This is a genomic window from Actinoplanes sp. NPDC051861, assembly GCF_040681145.1.
Lineage (GTDB): Bacteria > Actinomycetota > Actinomycetes > Mycobacteriales > Micromonosporaceae > Actinoplanes.
On record NZ_JBFAYE010000026.1, the window covers coordinates 66,161 to 83,560 of the forward strand.

At 71.2% G+C, this 17,400-nt stretch carries 17 protein-coding genes; 9 read left to right on the forward strand and 8 right to left on the reverse strand.

The window, feature by feature from the left end; all coding sequences use genetic code 11:
* Positions 1–10: 10 nt before the first annotated feature.
* Positions 11–322, reverse strand: a complete 312-nt coding sequence (locus AB0M02_RS40830) for a hypothetical protein (protein ID WP_364237488.1) — start codon at positions 320–322, stop codon at positions 11–13.
* Between the two features lie 28 nt (positions 323–350).
* Positions 351–1,538, reverse strand: coding sequence for a hypothetical protein (locus AB0M02_RS40835; RefSeq protein ID WP_364237490.1), 1,188 nt, complete (start codon positions 1,536–1,538; stop codon positions 351–353).
* Between the two features lie 233 nt (positions 1,539–1,771).
* Here AB0M02_RS40835 and AB0M02_RS40840 point away from each other — a divergent pair, with 233 nt between their 5' ends.
* Together AB0M02_RS40840 and AB0M02_RS40845 are read left to right on the forward strand one after the other, a co-directional pair.
* A complete protein-coding gene (locus AB0M02_RS40840; protein WP_364237492.1) occupies positions 1,772–2,761 on the forward strand; it encodes an ADP-ribosylglycohydrolase family protein in 990 nt (329 codons plus the stop codon).
* 46 nt (positions 2,762–2,807) lie between these two features.
* A complete protein-coding gene (locus AB0M02_RS40845; protein ID WP_364237494.1) occupies positions 2,808–3,221 on the forward strand; it encodes a DUF3151 domain-containing protein in 414 nt (137 codons plus the stop codon).
* 68 nt (positions 3,222–3,289) lie between these two features.
* Here AB0M02_RS40845 and AB0M02_RS40850 read toward each other — a convergent pair whose 3' ends face one another.
* Genes AB0M02_RS40850 through AB0M02_RS40860 form a run of 3 tightly spaced genes read right to left on the reverse strand, consistent with a single transcriptional unit; the run spans position 3,290 to position 7,014 of the window.
* Entirely contained in the window at positions 3,290–4,789 is a 1,500-nt protein-coding gene (locus AB0M02_RS40850; protein WP_364237496.1) for a ParA family protein, read from the reverse strand.
* Positions 4,790–4,813: 24 nt separating this feature from the next.
* Positions 4,814–5,728 (reverse strand): diacylglycerol kinase family protein, encoded by a 915-nt coding sequence (locus tag AB0M02_RS40855; protein ID WP_364237498.1) that lies wholly within the window; start codon positions 5,726–5,728, stop codon positions 4,814–4,816.
* A gap of 2 nt (positions 5,729–5,730) precedes the next feature.
* Positions 5,731–7,014 (reverse strand): adenylosuccinate synthase, encoded by a 1,284-nt coding sequence (locus AB0M02_RS40860; RefSeq protein WP_364237500.1) that lies wholly within the window; start codon positions 7,012–7,014, stop codon positions 5,731–5,733.
* A gap of 80 nt (positions 7,015–7,094) precedes the next feature.
* Here AB0M02_RS40860 and purD point away from each other — a divergent pair, with 80 nt between their 5' ends.
* Complete coding sequence (gene purD / locus AB0M02_RS40865) at positions 7,095–8,336, forward strand: phosphoribosylamine--glycine ligase (protein WP_364237503.1); 1,242 nt, start codon at positions 7,095–7,097, stop codon at positions 8,334–8,336.
* Here purD and AB0M02_RS40870 read toward each other — a convergent pair.
* Positions 8,326–8,901 (reverse strand): hypothetical protein, encoded by a 576-nt coding sequence (locus tag AB0M02_RS40870; RefSeq protein WP_364237506.1) that lies wholly within the window; start codon positions 8,899–8,901, stop codon positions 8,326–8,328. The genes purD and AB0M02_RS40870 overlap by 11 nt on opposite strands.
* A 130-nt stretch (positions 8,902–9,031) precedes the next feature.
* Here AB0M02_RS40870 and AB0M02_RS40875 point away from each other — a divergent pair, with 130 nt between their 5' ends.
* Positions 9,032–10,162: a sensor histidine kinase gene (locus AB0M02_RS40875; RefSeq protein ID WP_364237508.1), complete on the forward strand. Its 1,131-nt coding sequence runs from the start codon at positions 9,032–9,034 to the stop codon at positions 10,160–10,162.
* On the forward strand, positions 10,159–10,800 hold the full coding sequence (locus tag AB0M02_RS40880; RefSeq protein ID WP_364237510.1) for a response regulator transcription factor: 642 nt from the start codon (positions 10,159–10,161) through the stop codon (positions 10,798–10,800). Before AB0M02_RS40875 ends, AB0M02_RS40880 begins: the two co-directional genes overlap by 4 nt.
* Positions 10,801–10,825: 25 nt before the next feature.
* On the opposite strand, the gene AB0M02_RS40885 is transcribed toward AB0M02_RS40880, so the two are convergent.
* Positions 10,826–11,278, reverse strand: coding sequence for an SCP2 sterol-binding domain-containing protein (locus AB0M02_RS40885; protein ID WP_364237513.1), 453 nt, complete (start codon positions 11,276–11,278; stop codon positions 10,826–10,828).
* 174 nt (positions 11,279–11,452) lie between these two features.
* Here AB0M02_RS40885 and purB point away from each other — a divergent pair, with 174 nt between their 5' ends.
* The gene (purB, locus tag AB0M02_RS40890) at positions 11,453–12,874 is read left to right on the forward strand and encodes an adenylosuccinate lyase (RefSeq protein WP_364237516.1); all 1,422 of its coding nucleotides are present in this window, start codon (positions 11,453–11,455) and stop codon (positions 12,872–12,874) included.
* Between the two features lie 64 nt (positions 12,875–12,938).
* On the opposite strand, the gene AB0M02_RS40895 is transcribed toward purB, so the two are convergent.
* Positions 12,939–13,616 carry a trypsin-like serine protease gene (locus tag AB0M02_RS40895; RefSeq protein ID WP_364237519.1) on the reverse strand — a complete coding sequence of 226 codons (678 nt, stop codon included), beginning with the start codon at positions 13,614–13,616 and terminating at the stop codon, positions 12,939–12,941.
* A 255-nt stretch (positions 13,617–13,871) separates the two neighbouring features.
* Here AB0M02_RS40895 and purS point away from each other — a divergent pair, with 255 nt between their 5' ends.
* The 3 genes from purS to purL are packed head-to-tail and all read left to right on the forward strand — an operon-like array spanning position 13,872 to position 17,340.
* Positions 13,872–14,129 (forward strand): phosphoribosylformylglycinamidine synthase subunit PurS, encoded by a 258-nt coding sequence (gene purS / locus AB0M02_RS40900; RefSeq protein ID WP_364237522.1) that lies wholly within the window; start codon positions 13,872–13,874, stop codon positions 14,127–14,129.
* The gene (gene purQ, locus AB0M02_RS40905; protein ID WP_364237661.1) at positions 14,126–14,839 is read left to right on the forward strand and encodes a phosphoribosylformylglycinamidine synthase subunit PurQ; all 714 of its coding nucleotides are present in this window, start codon (positions 14,126–14,128) and stop codon (positions 14,837–14,839) included. The genes purS and purQ overlap by 4 nt, the downstream gene beginning before the upstream one ends.
* Entirely contained in the window at positions 14,836–17,340 is a 2,505-nt protein-coding gene (purL, locus tag AB0M02_RS40910) for a phosphoribosylformylglycinamidine synthase subunit PurL (protein ID WP_364237525.1), read from the forward strand. The genes purQ and purL overlap by 4 nt, the downstream gene beginning before the upstream one ends.
* Positions 17,341–17,400: the final 60 nt, after the last annotated feature.

Sequence of the window (17,400 nt, forward strand, 5' to 3'; positions counted from 1 at the left end):
CTGTGGCCGGTCAGTCGCCGCCACCGCCTCCGCCGCCGCCGCTGTCGCCACCCCCGCCACCGCTGTCGCCGCCCCAGCCACCGCCGCTGTCGCCCCACGAGCTGCCGCCGTCGTCATGGCGGGAGTCGCCCCAGTCGGACGACGAGTTGCTGTCGTAGTAGGCGCCGCCGCCGGAGTGGCCGCGGCCCTTGTGGCCGTGGCCGTACCGGCCGCTGTCCCGGCCCCGCCGGGCCTTACGGAAGATGATCACGGACGCGGCCAGGGCGACCGCGAAGAACGCCGTCGTGAACAGGCACGCGACCACCACCACGAAGCTCACCATGAGGGCAGTGTGCGGTATGCCCGCCAGATCATCCGTGCAGGGCCGCCAACGCCTCGTCCAGCGAGTCGGTCACCACGATCAGGCCGGACTGGTCGCCGTGCGGGGAGCGAGCCAACAGCGGCCCCAGCAGGTCCGCCACCGGCAGCTTCGACCAGTGGCCGGTGCCGAGGAAGACGAACGCGCCGGACGGGCCGTCGGTGCGGTAGAAGGTCTTCGTCGCGGCCTGGAAGATCTCCTGCACCGTGCCGGCCCAGCCGGGCGCGAAGACGATGCCGCCGCGGGACAGCCGCAGGATCGAGTCCTCGCGGACGGCGTTGGAGAAGTATTTTCCGATCTGGCCGGCGAACAGGTTGGCGGGCTCGTGGCCGTACAGCCAGGTGGGCAGGGCCAGGCCGCCGTGCTGGAGGCGACCGGCGAGGTCGGTCTCGGCGACCGGGTACGCCTCCCGCACCGCCAGCGCCGCCGCGGTGTACGGGTCGTGGTCGGTGAAGTGCGGCGCACCGGCCAGCGTGTCGATCGCCGCCGCGAGCTCCGCCCCGGTGCGCGACGCGAAGTACGCCCCCAGGTTCGCCGCCTCCATGACGCCCGGGCCGCCACCGGTCACCACGAGCCGGCCCGCACCGGCCAGCTTGCGGGTCAGGTCCGCGACCATCCGGTACGCCGCCGAGCCGCGCGGCTCGGCGTGACCGCCCATGATCCCGACCGCGCCCTCGTGGCCGTGTGTGGCCGCCCACGCCGACAGGGCCTTGCCGAGCGCGTTGTCGATCCCGGCGTCGTGCAGCCGCTGGGCGAGCGCCTCCCGCAGGTGCGGTACCGCGCCGCCGTGCGCGACGAAGTGGTCGAAGACGACCGTGTCGTACATTCCGGCGAACCCGCCCTCGGCGAATCCGGACGCCAGGTCCTCGGGTGTGTAGAGCAGGGCCGGATGGGTCGGATAGGGCAGGTCGTCGAAGGGCGGCACCACGTGCGCGCCCCGGCGGATCAGGTCGATCTCCACCTCGGCCGAGGCGAACTCGCAGCCGACGAAGAGCGAGCCGTGCACGTCCACGCCGGAGAGGTCCGGCGGTTCGCGGTCGAGGCGCAGGCCCAGGACGGCGAGGCCGGCCAGGTTGTGCTTGGCGAGGTGGACGTCGAGTTCGGCACGGGACTCGATCTCGAACTCGGCTGCGTCGAACGGCGCGTCACCGCCGAGAACTGGTTGCAGGGGATCCGGCATACCGTCCATCTTGCGCGGGGCGAACCAGCCCGTTTCGGTGACCCCGGCCTTTACCCAGGGGCTGTCCTGCCGATCACCCGGGGCTGCGGCGTGGCCCAGGCGGCGCCTGACGGCGTCCGGTCAAAGGCCGCATACAACCCCGGTATGCGACCTTCGCCCGGCCGACGCCAGCCACCACCTGGACCTCGCCTCGCACTCGGGTCATCGGCAGGACAGCCCCTAGAGTTGTCGGCATGCGTGCTGCGTCGGGATCGCTCTTCGGATTGGCGTACGGGGACTCGTTGGGCAAACCCACCGAGTTCCGGCCGTACGACGAGATCGTCGCCAGATACGGTCCCGGCGGGCCACGCCGTCTGGAGGGTGAACCCGCGCTGGTCACCGACGACACCCAGATGGCGCTCGCGGTCGGTGAGGCTCTGCGTGAGGTGACCACGCTGACGCCCGCGACGTTCGAGCCGGTGCTGCGGCGGCGGTTCCTGGAGTGGGCGGCGAGCCCGGAGAACGACCGCGCACCCGGCATGACCTGTCTGCGTGCCTGTGCGGCGCTCGCCGACGGCCGGCCCTGGACCCGGGCCACCCAGGCCGAGTCGAAGGGCTGCGGCGCCAACATGCGGGTCACACCGGTCGGGCTGGTGCCGGGGCTGAGCGACGATCAGCGGGCCGGAGCGGCGCAACTGCAGGCCGGGCTGACCCACGGGCACCCGACCGGGCTTGCCGCCAGTGAGCTCACCGCGTACGCATGCCGTTGGTTGATCGACGGCCTCGCGCCGGCCGACCTGCTCGCCGCCCTCCGCCAACGCTGCGATGAGCAGCGCAAGATTTATCGCTCGGAATGGCTCGGAGGTCTCTGGCAGCGCTCCGGAGCCGCCTCGCCGGAGGACTTCATCGCCACCGGATGGGACGAGTGCGCGTCGGCGCTGGACCGGGTCGCCGAGGCGCTGGCCACCGGTCGCTTCGACGGCGACCCGTGCCTGGTCACCGGTGCCGGCTGGATCGCCGAGGAGGCGCTGGCCACCGCGCTCTACGTCTATCTGATCTCCCCGGACGAGCCGGTCGCGGTCCTCGGCCGCGGCGCGGCCTCCTCCGGCGACTCCGACTCCATCGCGTGCCTGGCGGGTGCCTTCGCCGGTGCGTCACTGGGCCTGAGTGCGTGGCCGGACGAGTGGCAGACCCAGATCGAGTACGCCGATCGGCTCTTCCGTCTGGGCCGCGCCTGGGACTGAGCGGGTCCGACGGAATTTACCCCGGGCGGCCGGGTTGAATGAGGTCATGCAGAACCTCCTTCCCGAGCCGCCGGCCACCCTCCTGCCCGCCGACGCCGTCGCCGACAAGGCGCTGTCCGAGGCCAGCACGGTCGAGGCCTTCAAGGCGGTCGCCGCCGACCACCCCGCCTACAGCGCCGCCTGGGCGCCGCTGGCCACCGACGCGCTCGCCGCCGGCGAGCCGGTCACGGCGTACGCGTACGCCCGCACGGGTTACCACCGCGGCCTGGACGCACTGCGCCGCAACGGCTGGAAGGGTCACGGGCCGGTGCCCTGGGCCCACGAGCCGAACCGCGGTTTCCTGCGCTGCCTGCACGCCCTGGCGCTGGCTGCCGCCGCGATCGGTGAGGCCGACGAGGCCGCGCGGTGCACCCAGTTCCTGCGCGACAGCGACCCGGCCGCCGCCGACGCCCTCTCCTGACCAACCAATGTGTGTGGATTTCGGGCTCGTACCGAGGCCGAAATCCACACACGGGTTTGTTTTGTTCTTCAGAGGCCCTCGGCGACTGCTGCGGCGATCTTCAGCCAGGCGTCCTTCGAGTTGCCGGAGAGCTCGCCGTAGCGGATCGGCTCGCCCGAGTCGATCAGCCTCTCGTAGGGGGCCAGCAGAACCGCCCGGGTGCGGGCGGCGAAGTGCTGCTCGATGGCGGGCAGGTCGATGTCCTTGCGGGTCGGCGGCACGGTCACGATGGTGACCGCCTCGCGGACCAGCCGGCGCCGGCCCGCCTGCTCCAGGTGGTCGAGCATGCGGGCGGCGGGCTCGGCCGAGTCGTTGCGGGCCGACATCGTGATCACCAGCTGGTCGGTGGCGTCGATGGCGGCCATCCAGTTCTCGGCGCGCACGTTGTTGCCCGTGTCCACGAAGATCAGTTTGTAGAACCGGCTCACCACGTCGCGGATCTCGGCGAACGCGCCGGCCGTGAGCATCTCGCCGGCGGTCGCGGACTCGTCCGAGGCGAGCACGTCGAACATGCCCTCGCCCTGCGCCCGGACGTACTGCGAGAGGTCGCCGACCCGGCCCTGCGCGCCCTGGAAGAGATGCAGGTCGCGCATCATGTCCCGGACCGTCCGCGCGTGGAAGTCCTGCTGCGCCCGCATCCCGAGGGTGCCCTGGGTCTCGTTGTTGTCCCAGGCCAGCACATAACCGCCACGCTTCTGGCCGAACGTCATCGCGAGCAGCAGCACGGCGACCGTCTTGCCGGCGCCGCCCTTCGGGTTGACCACGGTCACCTGGCGCAGGCCACCGAAGTTGCGCCGCACCTTCTCGACGTCCTGTTTGTACTCCACCTCGCGCTTGCCGGGCGCGAGCTTGACCAGGCCGAGGGTGCCCTTCTTGAGCATCGCCCGCGGGCCCATGGTCGCGTTCTGCTGAATCGGCCGGGCCAGCCTGCGGCGGGCGAACTCCTCCGCTGTCGGCGTGCCGTCGGCGATCAGGGCGAGTTCCTCGAACGGGTCGACTGGCGCGGCCGGCGGTGGCTCCTCCGGCGGCTGGTAGACCGTCCCGGGCGGCTGCGCGCCGACCTGATAGACGCCCGGCTCGGCCGGAGGCGGTGTGACCTGTGGGAGCGGCGGCTCCGGCGCTCGCCGCAACGGCTGGGCCCACGGCGAGTCCGGCGGCATCTGGTTCTGCCCCGGCGGCTGGCCCTGGTGAGGCGGTGGCGGCTGTCCGTGAGGCGGCAGGAAGGTGACCGGCTGGACCGGCGGTGGCACCGGCGGCTGGGCAGGCGAGACCGGCCGGCCGTCGACCACCGGCCACGGCTGCGTCGGCGCCTCGAACGTCACCCGCTGCTGGGGGACGTGCACCCCCGGCGGACCGGGCGGCTGGAACACGCCCGGCTCGACCTCGACCACCCCGGCGGGCGGAAGCGGAACGGGCCGGCCGTGCACCGGAGTCTCCTCCGGCTCGTCCTCGGCCCAGAACGGCTCCACGTCCCGTGCGGGCCCGGAGTCATTCGGGACGTGGACGCGGTCGGCGTTCTCGTCCTCCACGGATGTGACCTCCCATCCAGCGGGTTACCCCGCGTACACCGCCCACGCGCCCTGCTCGGTCCACCAGCTTCGCTTACGGTTGGTCGAACCCGCCACTCCGTCGTCGAGGAACTGCAACTCGGCCTCGCGGGGCAGCACGGACACCGCCCTTCCCCGGGCGCGGCGCACCTCCACCCGTACCCTCGTGCCTTTGAAACGCTGCTTGACCACGACCGGGACCGCAACCGCGACCTCGACCCGGCCGTCGGTCGGATCTCCCTCGGCCAGCAGCCGCAGCCCGTCGAACTCGGCGTAACCCGCCGCGTTGCCCACCACGCAGGCGAGGATCGGCTCCTCGCCGTCGGAGAGCAGCGCGTCGTCGACCTCGACCCGGCCGCGCCACGGCACCGCCTTGCCGTCGTCGTTCGCACCGCCGAGCAGCGCGCCGTCCAGCGTGATCGAGCCGCCGTCGTTGCGCAGCAGGTCGAGCCGGCGGACCGTGCCGTTCAGCACGGCCTCGGCCACGGCGGCCGGAGTGCGGGGCAGGCCCAGCTGAGCGGCGAGGTCCTCGGAGTTGCCCGGGTCGAGCGGCAGGATTGCCAGCGGTGGCAGGTCCGGCACGGTCCGGTCGGTGTTCAGGTCGGCCGGCCGCTTGCTCGGCGGCGGCGCGTACCTGCGGACCAGCCGGCGCACGACGGCGCGCAACTGCCCGTCGGTGGCGGTGGCCACCACCAGCCGCTTGCCCTCGTCGAGAGAGGGCCAGGTCAGGCCGTCCGGGCGGGCAGGGCCGTCGAACCGGGCGAGCACCGCGTCGATCTCCTGGTCGGAGGAGGCCACGACGGTCTCCACCTTCGCGCCCGCCGCGCGCAAGGCGTCGGCGCAGGCCAGCATCGGGGTACGCGGAGCGCGGCCGCTGCAGGAGTCACCCTCCGCCAGGCTGAGGAGTACGACGTCGAACACGGTCAGAGAACCGAGTTCCGCTCGATGACCGCCTCGCGGCCCGGGCCGACGCCGACGATCGAGATGCGCGCGCCGATCCGCTGCTCGACGAACTCGACGAAGTTCTGCGCGTCCTTCGGCAGGTCCTCGAACTTGCGGCAGCCGGAGATGTCCTCTTTCCAGCCGGGCAGCGTCTCGTAGATCGGCTTCGCGTGGTGGAAGTCGGTCTGGTTGATCGGCATCTCGTCGTGCCGGACACCGTTCACGTCGTACGCCACACAGACCGGAATCTCGTCCAGCCCGTCGTAATTGTCCAGTTTGGTCAGCGCGAAGTCGGTGACGCCGTTGATGCGCTGCGCATACCGCCCGATCACCAGGTCGAGCCAGCCGATCCGGCGGGGGCGGCCGGTGGTCGTCCCGTACTCGTGGCCGACCTCGCGCAGGTAGTCGCCGAACTTGTCGTGCAGCTCGGTCGGGAACGGGCCCTCACCGACGCGCGACGTGAACGCCTTGAGCACCGCGACCACCCGGTCGATCCGGGTCGGCGGGATGCCGGAGCCGGTGCAGGCGCCGCCGGCCGTCGCGTTCGAGCTGGTCACGAACGGGTAGGTGCCGTGGTCCACGTCGAGCAGGGTGGCCTGGCCGGCCTCGCAGAGCACGACCTTCCCACCGTCGATGGCCTGGGACAGCTCCAGGGCGGTGTCGGCGACGTACGGCCGGAGCCGCTCGACATAGGAGAGCAGCTCCTGGACGACCTCCTCGCCCTTCACCGCGCTCCGGTTGTAGATCTTCGACAGCACCTGGTTCTTGAACGCCAGCGCGGCGGTCACCTTCTGCCGCAGGATCGACTCGTCGAACAGGTCCTGGACCCGGATGCCGATCCGGTTCATCTTGTCCGCGTACGTCGGGCCGATGCCGCGGCCGGTGGTGCCGATCCGCCGCGCGCCCAGGAACCGCTCGCTGACCTTGTCCATCGACCGGTTGTACGACGCGATCACGTGCGCGTTCGCGCTGATCCGCAGCCGGGACGTGTCGATGCCACGGGCCTCCAGGCCGTCGATCTCCTGGAACAGGACGTTGAGGTCCACCACGACGCCGTTGCCGATCACGGGTACGACGTTCGGGGAGAGGATTCCACTCGGAAGAAGGTGGAGTGCGTACTTCTCACCGTCGATGACGACGGTGTGGCCCGCGTTGTTGCCACCGTTGAACTTGACCACGTAGTCGAGCCGGTCACCCAGCAGGTCTGTGGCTTTGCCCTTGCCCTCGTCGCCCCACTGGGCGCCGACCAACACGATCACCGGCACTTGCGTGATGCCTTTCCCCAAGGTCGTACCTGGAGGAGCCCGGGTACTGCCGAAGTTTACGCTAGGTAGGATTGGGTGTCGTGCGCGTACTTCTGATCGGCTCCGGTGGGCGCGAGCACGCGCTCGCCGTCGGGTTAGCCGCCGACCCGTCCGTCGACTTCCTGGCCGCAGCGCCTGGCAATCCGGGCATTGCCCAGGTCGCCGAGCTGCACAAGGTGAAGGCCACCGATCCCGCCGCGGTCGCGGCGCTCGCCGTCGAGTTGAGTGCCGACCTCGTCGTGATCGGCCCGGAGGCCCCACTGGTGGCCGGCGTCGCCGACGCGGTCCGGGCCAAGGGCATCGCCTGCTTCGGCCCGAGCGCGGCCGCCGCCAAGCTCGAGGGCTCCAAGGCGTTCGCCAAGGAGGTCATGGCCGCCGCCGGCGTTCCCACCGCTCGCTCGTTCGCCTGCACCGACATGGCCGCCGTCCGCGCGGCACTCGACGAGCTCGGTGCGCCGTACGTCGTCAAGAACGACGGCCTCGCCGCCGGTAAGGGCGTCGTGGTCACCGACGACCTCGACGAGGCACTGATCCACGCGGAGGCGTGCGGCTCGTCGGTCCTCGAGGAATACCTCTCCGGCCCCGAGGTGTCACTCTTCGTGGTCACCGATGGAACCGCCGCGGCGCCGCTGATGCCGGCGCAGGACTTCAAGCGCCTGTCCGACAACGACGAGGGCCCCAACACCGGTGGCATGGGCGCGTACGCCCCGCTGGACTGGGTGCCCGCGGACCTGGTCGAGCGGGTGCTGCGCGAGACGGTCCACCCGACGCTCGCCGAGATGCGCCGCCGCGGTACGCCGTTCGCCGGCCTGCTCTACGTCGGCCTCGCGCTGACCCCGGCCGGGCCCAAGGTCATCGAGTTCAACGCGCGCTTCGGCGACCCGGAGACCCAGGTGGTCCTCGCCCTGCTGGACACGCCGCTGGCCGGGCTGCTGAACGCCGCGGCCACCGGAACGCTCGCCGACCACCCCCCGCTGCGGTGGAAGGGCGGCTCGGCGATCACGGTCGTCGTGGCGAGCCACAACTACCCCGGTGTGCCGCGGACCGGCGACGTGATCTCCGGCGGCGAGCGTCCCGGCGTCATCCACGCGGGCACCGCGCTCAACGACGCCGGTGAGCTGGTGTCCGCCGGTGGCCGGGTGCTGAGCGTGACGGCTGTGGGTGCGGACCTGGCGGGTGCCCGGGATGCGGCATATGCGCTGGTGGACGAGGTGCGCCTGGAGGGTGCTCAGTTCCGCCGGGACATCGCCCTCAAGGCCGTGGAGGGCCGGATCACGATCTGACCAGGATGTCCTTGGTCTGGAGCAGCGCCGTCGAGAGGTAGAGGACGCCGGCGCTGCCCAGGGTGAGACCGGTCAGATAGACGGCTTCCGGTACAGCGGCTCGAAGCGCGGCGGCACAGAGGCCCACCACGTACAGGACCAGGGCGGGCCGGGGCAGGACTCCGGCTCGCCAGGACGCGATGCCGAAGAGCAGGACGCCGAGGATGAAGATCAGCGCGACCGTCAGGAAGTAGGGGCGGCCGGGGCCGGTCAGCACGGCCTCGCGGGTGGCGGCGTCCTGGTACTGCAGGACCGCGTGCGTCAGGAACTCGATGGCGAACAGGCCGCTCAGTCCGAGGTGGTTCAGCACGAAACCGGTCAGGCCGAGCCGGCCGGCCGTGTGTCGCTGGCAGAGGTAGAGAGCCGTCAGCGTCAGCAGGAGCAGCGCGGAGGCGGGCGGCGCCAGGGCGTGGGTGAAGGCGTTCTCGGGGATCAGGCCGGCCCGGCGGGTGACGGCGATGAGGGTCAGCAGGCCGCCGATGAGTCCGGCCAGGCCGGCGAGGCGGTAGAGGTCGCGATCGTTCATGCCGTCAAGGTGCCGGTCGGCGCGGGAGCGGGGCAGTGCCGCGCGGCCAGACCTCGGGCCGGTGGCCGCCGAACGGCACATGACCATCGGCGGGTAGGAAATCCCGGGTCGCTTGCCTAGCCTGACGAGCATGGCTGTGGATGCGCCGCCGCTGCGGTGGATGGCCTCGCTGCTGTACGTCGCGGTGCTGATCACCGGCCTCTACTTCGCCGGTGCCGGGCTGGCGCCGGACACGTCGGCGGGGCGGCTGACGGTGTTCGTCGTCGCGCTGCTCGGGCTGCTCGTGGTCGAGCAGGTGGACCGGCGCGGGGCGCGGATGTGGGCGATCGTGCTGGTCGCCGCGCGCGTGGTGCTGCTCGAGCTGGTGAACGCGGCGGATCCGGGTGGGTTCGCTCGCGCGCTCTACGTGCTGGTGCCGTTCTTCGCGTACTTCTCGCTGGGTCCGCGTGCCGGGCTGGGACTGGCGGCGGCCTACCTGGTGGCGGCGGTGGCCCGGGCGTCGTTCGTGCCCCGGTGGTGGACCGAGCCGGAGATCGTCTCGGATCTGCTGATGCTCTTCATCGGCATGGTGCTGGCGGTCGCGGCGGCGGCCATCGCCGCGGAGCAGCGGCGTAGCCGGATGCGGGCCGAGCGGCTGGTGACGGATCTGCGGCTGGCGCAGCGGCAGGTGGCCGAGCTGAGCGCGGCGAGCGAGCGGAACCGGCTGGCCCGCGACATCCACGACAGCGTGGGACATCACCTCACCGCGGTCAGCGTGCAGCTGGCGAAGGCGGAGGCCTTCCGGGAACGGGACGCGGCGGCGGCGGATCAGGCCGTCGCCGACGCACGGTCGGCTGCGGGCCGGGCTCTTCAAGAGGTACGCGAATCCGTCGGCAGTTTGCGTGCGGAGCCCTTCTCCCTGGCCGTGGCGCTGGAGTCACTCGCCCGGAACCTCGACGACCCGGGTTTCCGGGTGACCCTGGAGATCGACGCTGGGGTCCCCGAGCATGATCGGGTGGCCCTCTACCGGGTGGCTCAGGAGGCACTGACGAACGCTCGCCGTCACGCCGGCGCCGATCGGGTGTCGGTGGTTCTCCGCTGCGCGGACGGGACGGTGGTGCTGGAGGTGGCCGACAACGGGCGGGGCTTCGCGGTGGAGTCCGCTGACGGCAACGGGCTGTCCGGGATGCGCGAGCGGCTGGCCGCCCTGGGTGGCAGCGTGCGAGTCGAGTCCGCGCCGGGCGCCGGGACCCGCGTCGTCGCCCGGCTGCCGGTCGCATGAGTGACCAGGTGGTCCGCGTCCTGGTGGCGGACGATCAGGCGCTGATCCGGGAGGGGATCGCGTCGCTGCTGAGCATCGAGCCCGGCATCGAGGTGGTCGGCACCGCGGCGGACGGCCGGGAGGCGGTGGCGCTGGCCGTGCAGACCCGCCCGGACGTGGTGCTGATGGACGTCCGGATGCCGGTGCTCGACGGTCTGCGCGCGGCCGAGCTGCTGCGGGAGAAGCTGCCGGCCTGCCGGGTGCTGATGCTGACCACGTTCGACGACGAGGAGTACGTCGTGCGGGCGCTGCGGGCGGGCACCGGGGGATATCTGCTCAAGGATCTGCCGCCGCGGGAGCTGGCGCGGGCGGTGCGGCTGGTGAACGAGGGTGTCGACCAGCACGACAGCGCGGCCTCGCGGCGGCTTCTCGCGGCTCTGGACCGAGCTTTGCCGCCGACACCGCGGGTCGATCTGACCGATCGTGAGCAGGCGGTGCTGCGGCTGGTGGCCGGCGGCGCGACGAATCGGGAGATCGCCGCCCGGCTGCACGTCAGCGAGGGGACCGTGAAGAACCACGTCTCGCGGATCCTGGAGCGGCTCGGGCTGCGGGACCGTACGCAGGCGGCGATCTATGCGAGGGACCGGGGTCTGCTGTGAGACCCCGGCCGTCCCGCCGGGTCGTTCAGGACTTCGGGATGTCGAAGAGCTTGGCGATGCTGGCGGCCAGGGACAGGTCGCCCTTCGCCTTGATCTTGCCGGTCATGAACAGCATCATCGGGTTGCCGTCGCCGGAGACGGTCTTCAGGAACGTCACGGCGTCCATGGTCATGGCCAGCTTCGGGTCACGGGCCGGCTGGTTGGTGACGGTGCAGGCGCCGTTCTCGATCACCGTCTCGTAGGTGTCGTTCGAGCCGTCGGCACCACCCGTGATGACCCAGTGAATGACGGCCGAGGTGGCACCGGCCTTGTCGGCGCGGAACAGCGACGGCATCCGGTTGAAGACCTCGTCGAGGATCTTGGTGCGCGCGTCCGACGCCATGACTTCGGCGATCTTCGCGTCCGGCGTGGACTTGACGAGCTGAGCGAACTCCTTCGGGCCGATCGACGAGAGCGCCTCGGGGTTGAAATCAGTCATCAGTGGACCTTTCGGGATTAGCATCAGACCTACTCGCCGGTAACTTTAGCGAGGCTGCCGCGTTTTCGTGCAGTGTGCCACTCACAAAAATTCTGGCGCTGGCGGATGTGGGCGCTATGCCGTGTGCTTTCCCGCCCGCAACCAGCTGATCCGCACCGTGACAGAATCGGTGCCGTGACCGTCCCGAACGTGCTTGCCGCCCGCTATGCCTCCGCCGACCTCGTCGCGCTCTGGTCCCCGGAGGAGAAGATCCGGATGGAGCGGCGGCTCTGGCTCGCCGTTCTGAAGGCGCAGCGCGACCTGGGTGTGGCGGTGCCCGACGGTGCCGTCGAGGCGTACGAGGCGGTGCTCGACCGGGTCGACCTGGAGTCGATCGCGGCCCGCGAGCGGATCACGCGGCACGACGTGAAGGCGCGCATCGAGGAGTTCAGCGAGCTCGCCGGATTCGAGCAGATCCACAAGGGCATGACCTCGCGCGACCTCACGGAGAACGTCGAGCAGCTGCAGATCCGGGCGTCGCTGGAGCTGGTGCGCAACCGGGTGGTGGCCACCCTGTCCCGGCTCGCCGCGCTGGCCGTCGAGCACTCCGACCTGGTGATGACCGGCCGCTCGCACAACGTCGCGGCGCAGGCGACCACGCTGGGCAAGCGGTTCGCCTCGGCCGCCGAGGAGCTGCTCATCGCGTACGAGAGGTTGGACGACCTGATCGCGCGGTACCCGCTTCGTGGCATCAAGGGGCCGGTCGGCACCGCCGCGGACCAGCTCGACCTGCTCGACGGTTCCGCCTCGGCCCTCGACGAGCTGGAGCGGCGCGTCGCCGGGCACCTGGGCTTCAGCCGGGTGCTGTCGAGCGTCGGTCAGGTCTACCCGCGCTCGCTCGACTTCGACGTCGTCTCGGCGCTGGCCCAGATCGTCGCCGGCCCGTCGTCGCTGGCCACCACGATCCGGCTGATGGTCGGCCAGGAGCTGGTCACCGAGGGCTTCAAGCCGGGCCAGGTCGGCTCGTCGGCGATGCCGCACAAGATGAACACCCGGTCGTCGGAGCGGGTCAACGGGCTCGCGGTGATCGTCCGCGGTTACCTGTCGATGGTCGGCGAGCTGGCCGGCGACCAGTGGAACGAGGGCGACGTCTCCTGCTCGGTGGTTCGCCGGGTCGCACTGCCCGACGCGTTCTTCGCCACCGACGGGCTCTTCCAGACGTTCCTCACCGTGCTCGACGAGTTCGGGGCGTACCCGGCGGTGATCGCCCGCGAGCTGGACCGCTTCCTGCCGTTCCTGGCCACGACGAAGGTCCTGGTCGCCGCCGTGCGCAAGGGTGTCGGCCGCGAGGTGGCGCACGAGGTGATCAAGGAGCACGCGGTCGCCGTGGCGCTGGCCATGCGCGAGAAGGGCGCGGCCGTCAACGACCTGTTCGACCGGCTCGCGACCGACGGGCGGCTGCGGCTGTCCCGCGCCGAGATCGACACCCTGGTCGCCGACCGGGCCGCCTTCGTCGGTGCGGCGCCGGCCCAGGTCACCGCGGTGGCCGCGCGGGTCGCGGAGATCGCCGAGCGGCACCCCGAGGCCGCCGGTTACGCGCCCGCGCCGATCCTCTGACCCCGGACATGGTGGCGCCCGCCCGTTCTCTTCCTCTGAACGGGCGGGCGCTCTTCGGCGAGGATCAGACGCCGGCGACTGACGTGATCCAGGCCCGGTTGTAGGCCACGCTGCCGTAGTACTGACGGCTCGAACCGTCGGCGGTCGACGCCACGCCCACCTGGGCGCCGTTGTAGACCTGCGGACCACCGGAGTCGCCGCGCCAGGCGTTGCCGTTGATCCGGGTGCTGCCGATCGCGCGTCCGCCGTACGCGTCGGTCTGGTTGGTCGAGGTGACCTGCACGGTGGCGGTCTTCAGCGTGGTCGACGCCGAGCAGCCCGAGTAGCAGGTCATGCCCCAGCCGTAGATCGAGTTGGTCGAGCCAACCGGCGGGTAGGCACTCGACAGCGGCATGTAGCTGGTGCTCACCGAGCTGCTCAGGCGCATCAGGGCGAGGTCGTAGCGGGTGGACGTGGAGGCCACGGTCCGGGTCACGCCGCCGGAGGTGCGGTTGACGCTACCGACGCGCACCGACATGGTGCCGCTGATGCAGTGCCGGGCGGTCAGCACGTAGTTGGCCGAGATGATCGTCCCGGAGCAGGTGAAACTGCCGTTGCTCAGGACAGCAGCCGCCCACGGCGCGGAGGAGACAGTGCTCCCGCCGATGATGTAGGGCGTGACGTCGTCGTCAGCGTGGGCAGCGTTCGGCACCACCAGGGCGGCCGCGAGGCCGGCCAGGGCGGCCACAAGTCGAATGCGCACGTCGAGATTCCTTTCTGGGGATGGGTCGACGAGTTGCGCGCGCGGGAAATCGAATCCGATGGATGCAACCTAGAGGAAGATCGGCGATCCGCCCACCATTCAATCGACACATATCACGGTGTGATGGCCCCGCGACGCATCCGAGATGCCCAGCTCAGGAAGCGTCGGGTCGGTTCGCCGACACCGGCCCGTGGCTCGCGGACACGCCCTACCAGGTAGGCTTCGCGTGCTTACACCTATCAGTCAGGAGTGCCCGTGGCTCGCGTCGTGGTCGACGTCATGCTCAAGCCGGAGATCCTCGACCCGCAGGGTCAAGCAGTGGCGAACGCGCTGCCCCGGCTCGGCGTCACCGATGTCTCGTCTGTTCGCATCGGTCGCCGGATCGAGATCGATTTCACCGGTGAACCCGACCTTGATCGGGCTCGCGAGATCGCCGACAAGTTGCTCGCCAACCCGGTGATCGAGGACTTCGAGGTCCGGATCGTCGAGGACGCCGCGGCGGAGGTCGCCTGACCATGCGCATCGGTGTGGTCACCTTCCCTGGTTCGCTGGACGACGGGGACGCGGCTCGCGCTGCCCGGATCGCCGGCGCGGAGTCGGTCCGGCTCTGGCACGGCGACGCGGACCTGCACGGAGTCGACGCCGTGGTGCTGCCCGGCGGGTTCTCGTACGGCGACTATCTGCGGTGCGGCGCCATCGCCCGGTTCGCCCCGGTGATGGAGTCGATCATCGACGCGGCACGTGGCGGCCTGCCCGTGCTCGGTATCTGCAACGGTTTCCAGGTCCTCTGCGAGGCGCATCTGCTGCCCGGCGCGCTGACCCGGAACCAGCACCTGCACTTCCGCAACCGCGACCAGTGGCTGCGGGTCGAGGCGACCAATACGGCCTGGACCAACCGCTTCACCGCGGGCCAGGAGATCCTCATCCCGGTGAAGAACGGCGAGGGCTGTTTCGTCGCCGACCAGAAGACGCTGGACGGCCTGGAGGCCGAGGGCCGGGTGATCGCCCGCTACATCCGCGGCAACCCGAACGGCTCGCAGCGCGACATCGCCGGGATCACCAACGAGGCCGGCAACGTCGTCGGCATCATGCCGCACCCGGAACACGCCGTGGAGGCGCTGACCGGCCCGTCGCTCGACGGCCTCGGCTTCTTCACCTCCGTCCTGCAGGCCCTGGCCGGGGCGTCCGCGGACGGTCAGCTCGCAGGGGGACAACAGCGATGACCACGCAGCCGGAGACGGCCGCCAGCACCGGGGCCGAGACCTCGCGCGGCGTGCCCAACCAGCCGCCGGCGGCGGCCGCCGGTCCGACGAACAAGCCGAGCGGCTTCGCCGCCACCGACGTGCTGGTCAACGAGTTCGAGGACGGCCCGGACACCGTGCAGCGCGCGGAGGCCACGCCGGACGAGCTCCAGCCGCACGCGGACCTGGGACTCAAGGACGACGAGTACGAGCGGATCCGCCAGATCCTCGGTCGGCGGCCCACCGCGTCCGAGCTCGCGATGTACTCGATCATGTGGAGCGAGCACTGCTCGTACAAGTCGAGCAAGGTGCACCTGCGCCAGTTCGGCGAGAAGGTCCCGGCGAACACCCGGATGCTGGCCGGCATCGGTGAGAACGCCGGTGTGGTGCAGATCTCCGAGAAGCTCGCGGTCACCTTCAAGGTCGAGTCGCACAACCACCCCAGCTACGTCGAGCCGTACCAGGGTGCGGCGACCGGCGTCGGCGGCATCGTCCGGGACATCCTGGCGATGGGTGCCCGGCCGGTCGCGGTGATGGACCCGCTGCGCTTCGGCGCGGCCGACCACCCGGACACCGCGCGGGTGCTGCCCGGCGTGGTGGCCGGCATCGGCGGGTACGGCAACTGCCTCGGCCTGCCGAACATCGGTGGCGAGATCGTCTTCGACCCCTGCTACCAGGGCAACCCGCTGGTCAACGCGCTCAGCATCGGCGTGCTGCCGGTCGAGCGCCTGCAGAAGAAGGAGGCGACCGGCGTCGGCAACGTCGTCGTGCTGCTCGGTGCGCGCACCGGGCGGGACGGCATCGGCGGTGTGTCGGTGCTGGCGTCGGCCACCTTCGACGAGGAGGCCGAGCAGCGCCGCCCGTCGGTGCAGGTCGGCGACCCCTTCATGGAGAAGCTGCTGATCGAGAGCTGCCTGGAGCTGTACGACGCCGGGCTCGTCTCCGGCATCCAGGACCTCGGCGGCGCCGGCCTCACCTGCGCGCTCACCGAGACCGCCGCGGCGGCCGGCACCGGCATGCGGGTCTGGCTGGAGCGGGTGCCGCTGCGCGAGCCGTCGATGTCGCCGACCGAGATCCTGGCCAGCGAGTCGCAGGAGCGGATGCTTCTGATCGTCACGCCGGAGAACCTGAAGGCGGTCCTGGACGTCGCCGAGAAGTGGGGCGTCTGGGCCACCGCGATCGGCGAGGTCACCGCGGCCGAGACGGACGGTACTCCCGGCCGCCTGCTGATCACCTGGAACGATCACGTGGTGGTCGACGTGCCGCCGGGCTCGCTCGCCGACGACGGGCCGGTCTACTCCCGGCCGCTGCGTGAGCCGGGTGACCTGATCCTGCTGCAGGCCGACCGGGCGGAGACGCTGCCGCGGCCGTCGACCGGTGACGAGCTGCGGGCCACCGTGCTGCGGATGATCGCCTCGCCGAACCTCTGCGACAAGACCTGGGTGACCGAGCAGTACGACAGGTACGTGCTCGGCAACACGGTCCTGGCCCAGCCGGAGGACGCCGGCGTGCTGCGGATCGACGAGGAGACCGGGCTCGGCGTGGCGCTGTCGGTGGACGGCAACGGCCGGTTCGCGCGCCTGGATCCGTACGAGGGTGCCAGGCTGGCGCTCGCCGAGGCGTACCGGAACGTAGCCGTCACCGGTGCCGAGCCGGTCGCGGTGACCGACTGCCTGAACTTCGGCTCACCCGAGGACCCGGCCGTGATGTGGCAGTTCGCCGAGGCCGTGCGCGGTCTCGCGGACGGCTGCCAGCAGCTGGGCACCCCGGTGACCGGCGGCAACGTCAGCTTCTACAACCAGACCGGCGCCGCGGCGATCCACCCCACCCCGGTGGTCGGCGTGCTCGGCATCTTCGACGACGTGACCCGGCGCATCCCGATGGGCTTCCCGCCGCCCGCCAAGGCCGGTGGTGATCTGCTCTTCCTGCTCGGCGAGACGCGCCAGGAGCTGTCCGGTTCGGAGTGGGCCTGGGTGACGCACGAGCACCTCGGTGGCCGTCCGCCCAAGGTGGACCTCGCGGCCGAACAGGCGCTCGCCGCGCTGATGGCCCGCGCCTCCAAGTCGGGCCTGGTCAGCGCCGCGCACGACCTATCCGACGGCGGCCTGTCGCAGGTCCTGGTGGAGAGCTGCCTGCGGCGTGAGGTCGGCGCGAAGGTGACCTTCCCGGAGGACGGCACGTCGCCGTTCGTCTACCTGTTCAGCGAGTCGGCCGGCCGCGCGCTCGTCGCCGTGCCGCGCGGGCACGACAAGGCGTTCACCGCCCTCGCGGCGGAGTTCGGCGTGCCGTGCACCGCTATCGGCACCACCTCCGAGGAAGCGGCGCTCGACGTGCGGGACCAGTTCACCATCCCGCTGGCCGAACTGCGCGAGGCCTGGTCGGCGACGATGCACGACCTGTTCTCCGGTTCGGCGGAGACGGGCCGTTCGGTCACGCTGGAGCTGACCGACCCGAAGAAGCCGGGCGGGCCGATCGGGTCCTGACCCCGATACCAAGAAAGGGCCCCGCGCGAATCGCGCGGGGCCCTTTCTTGTCGTTGCGGC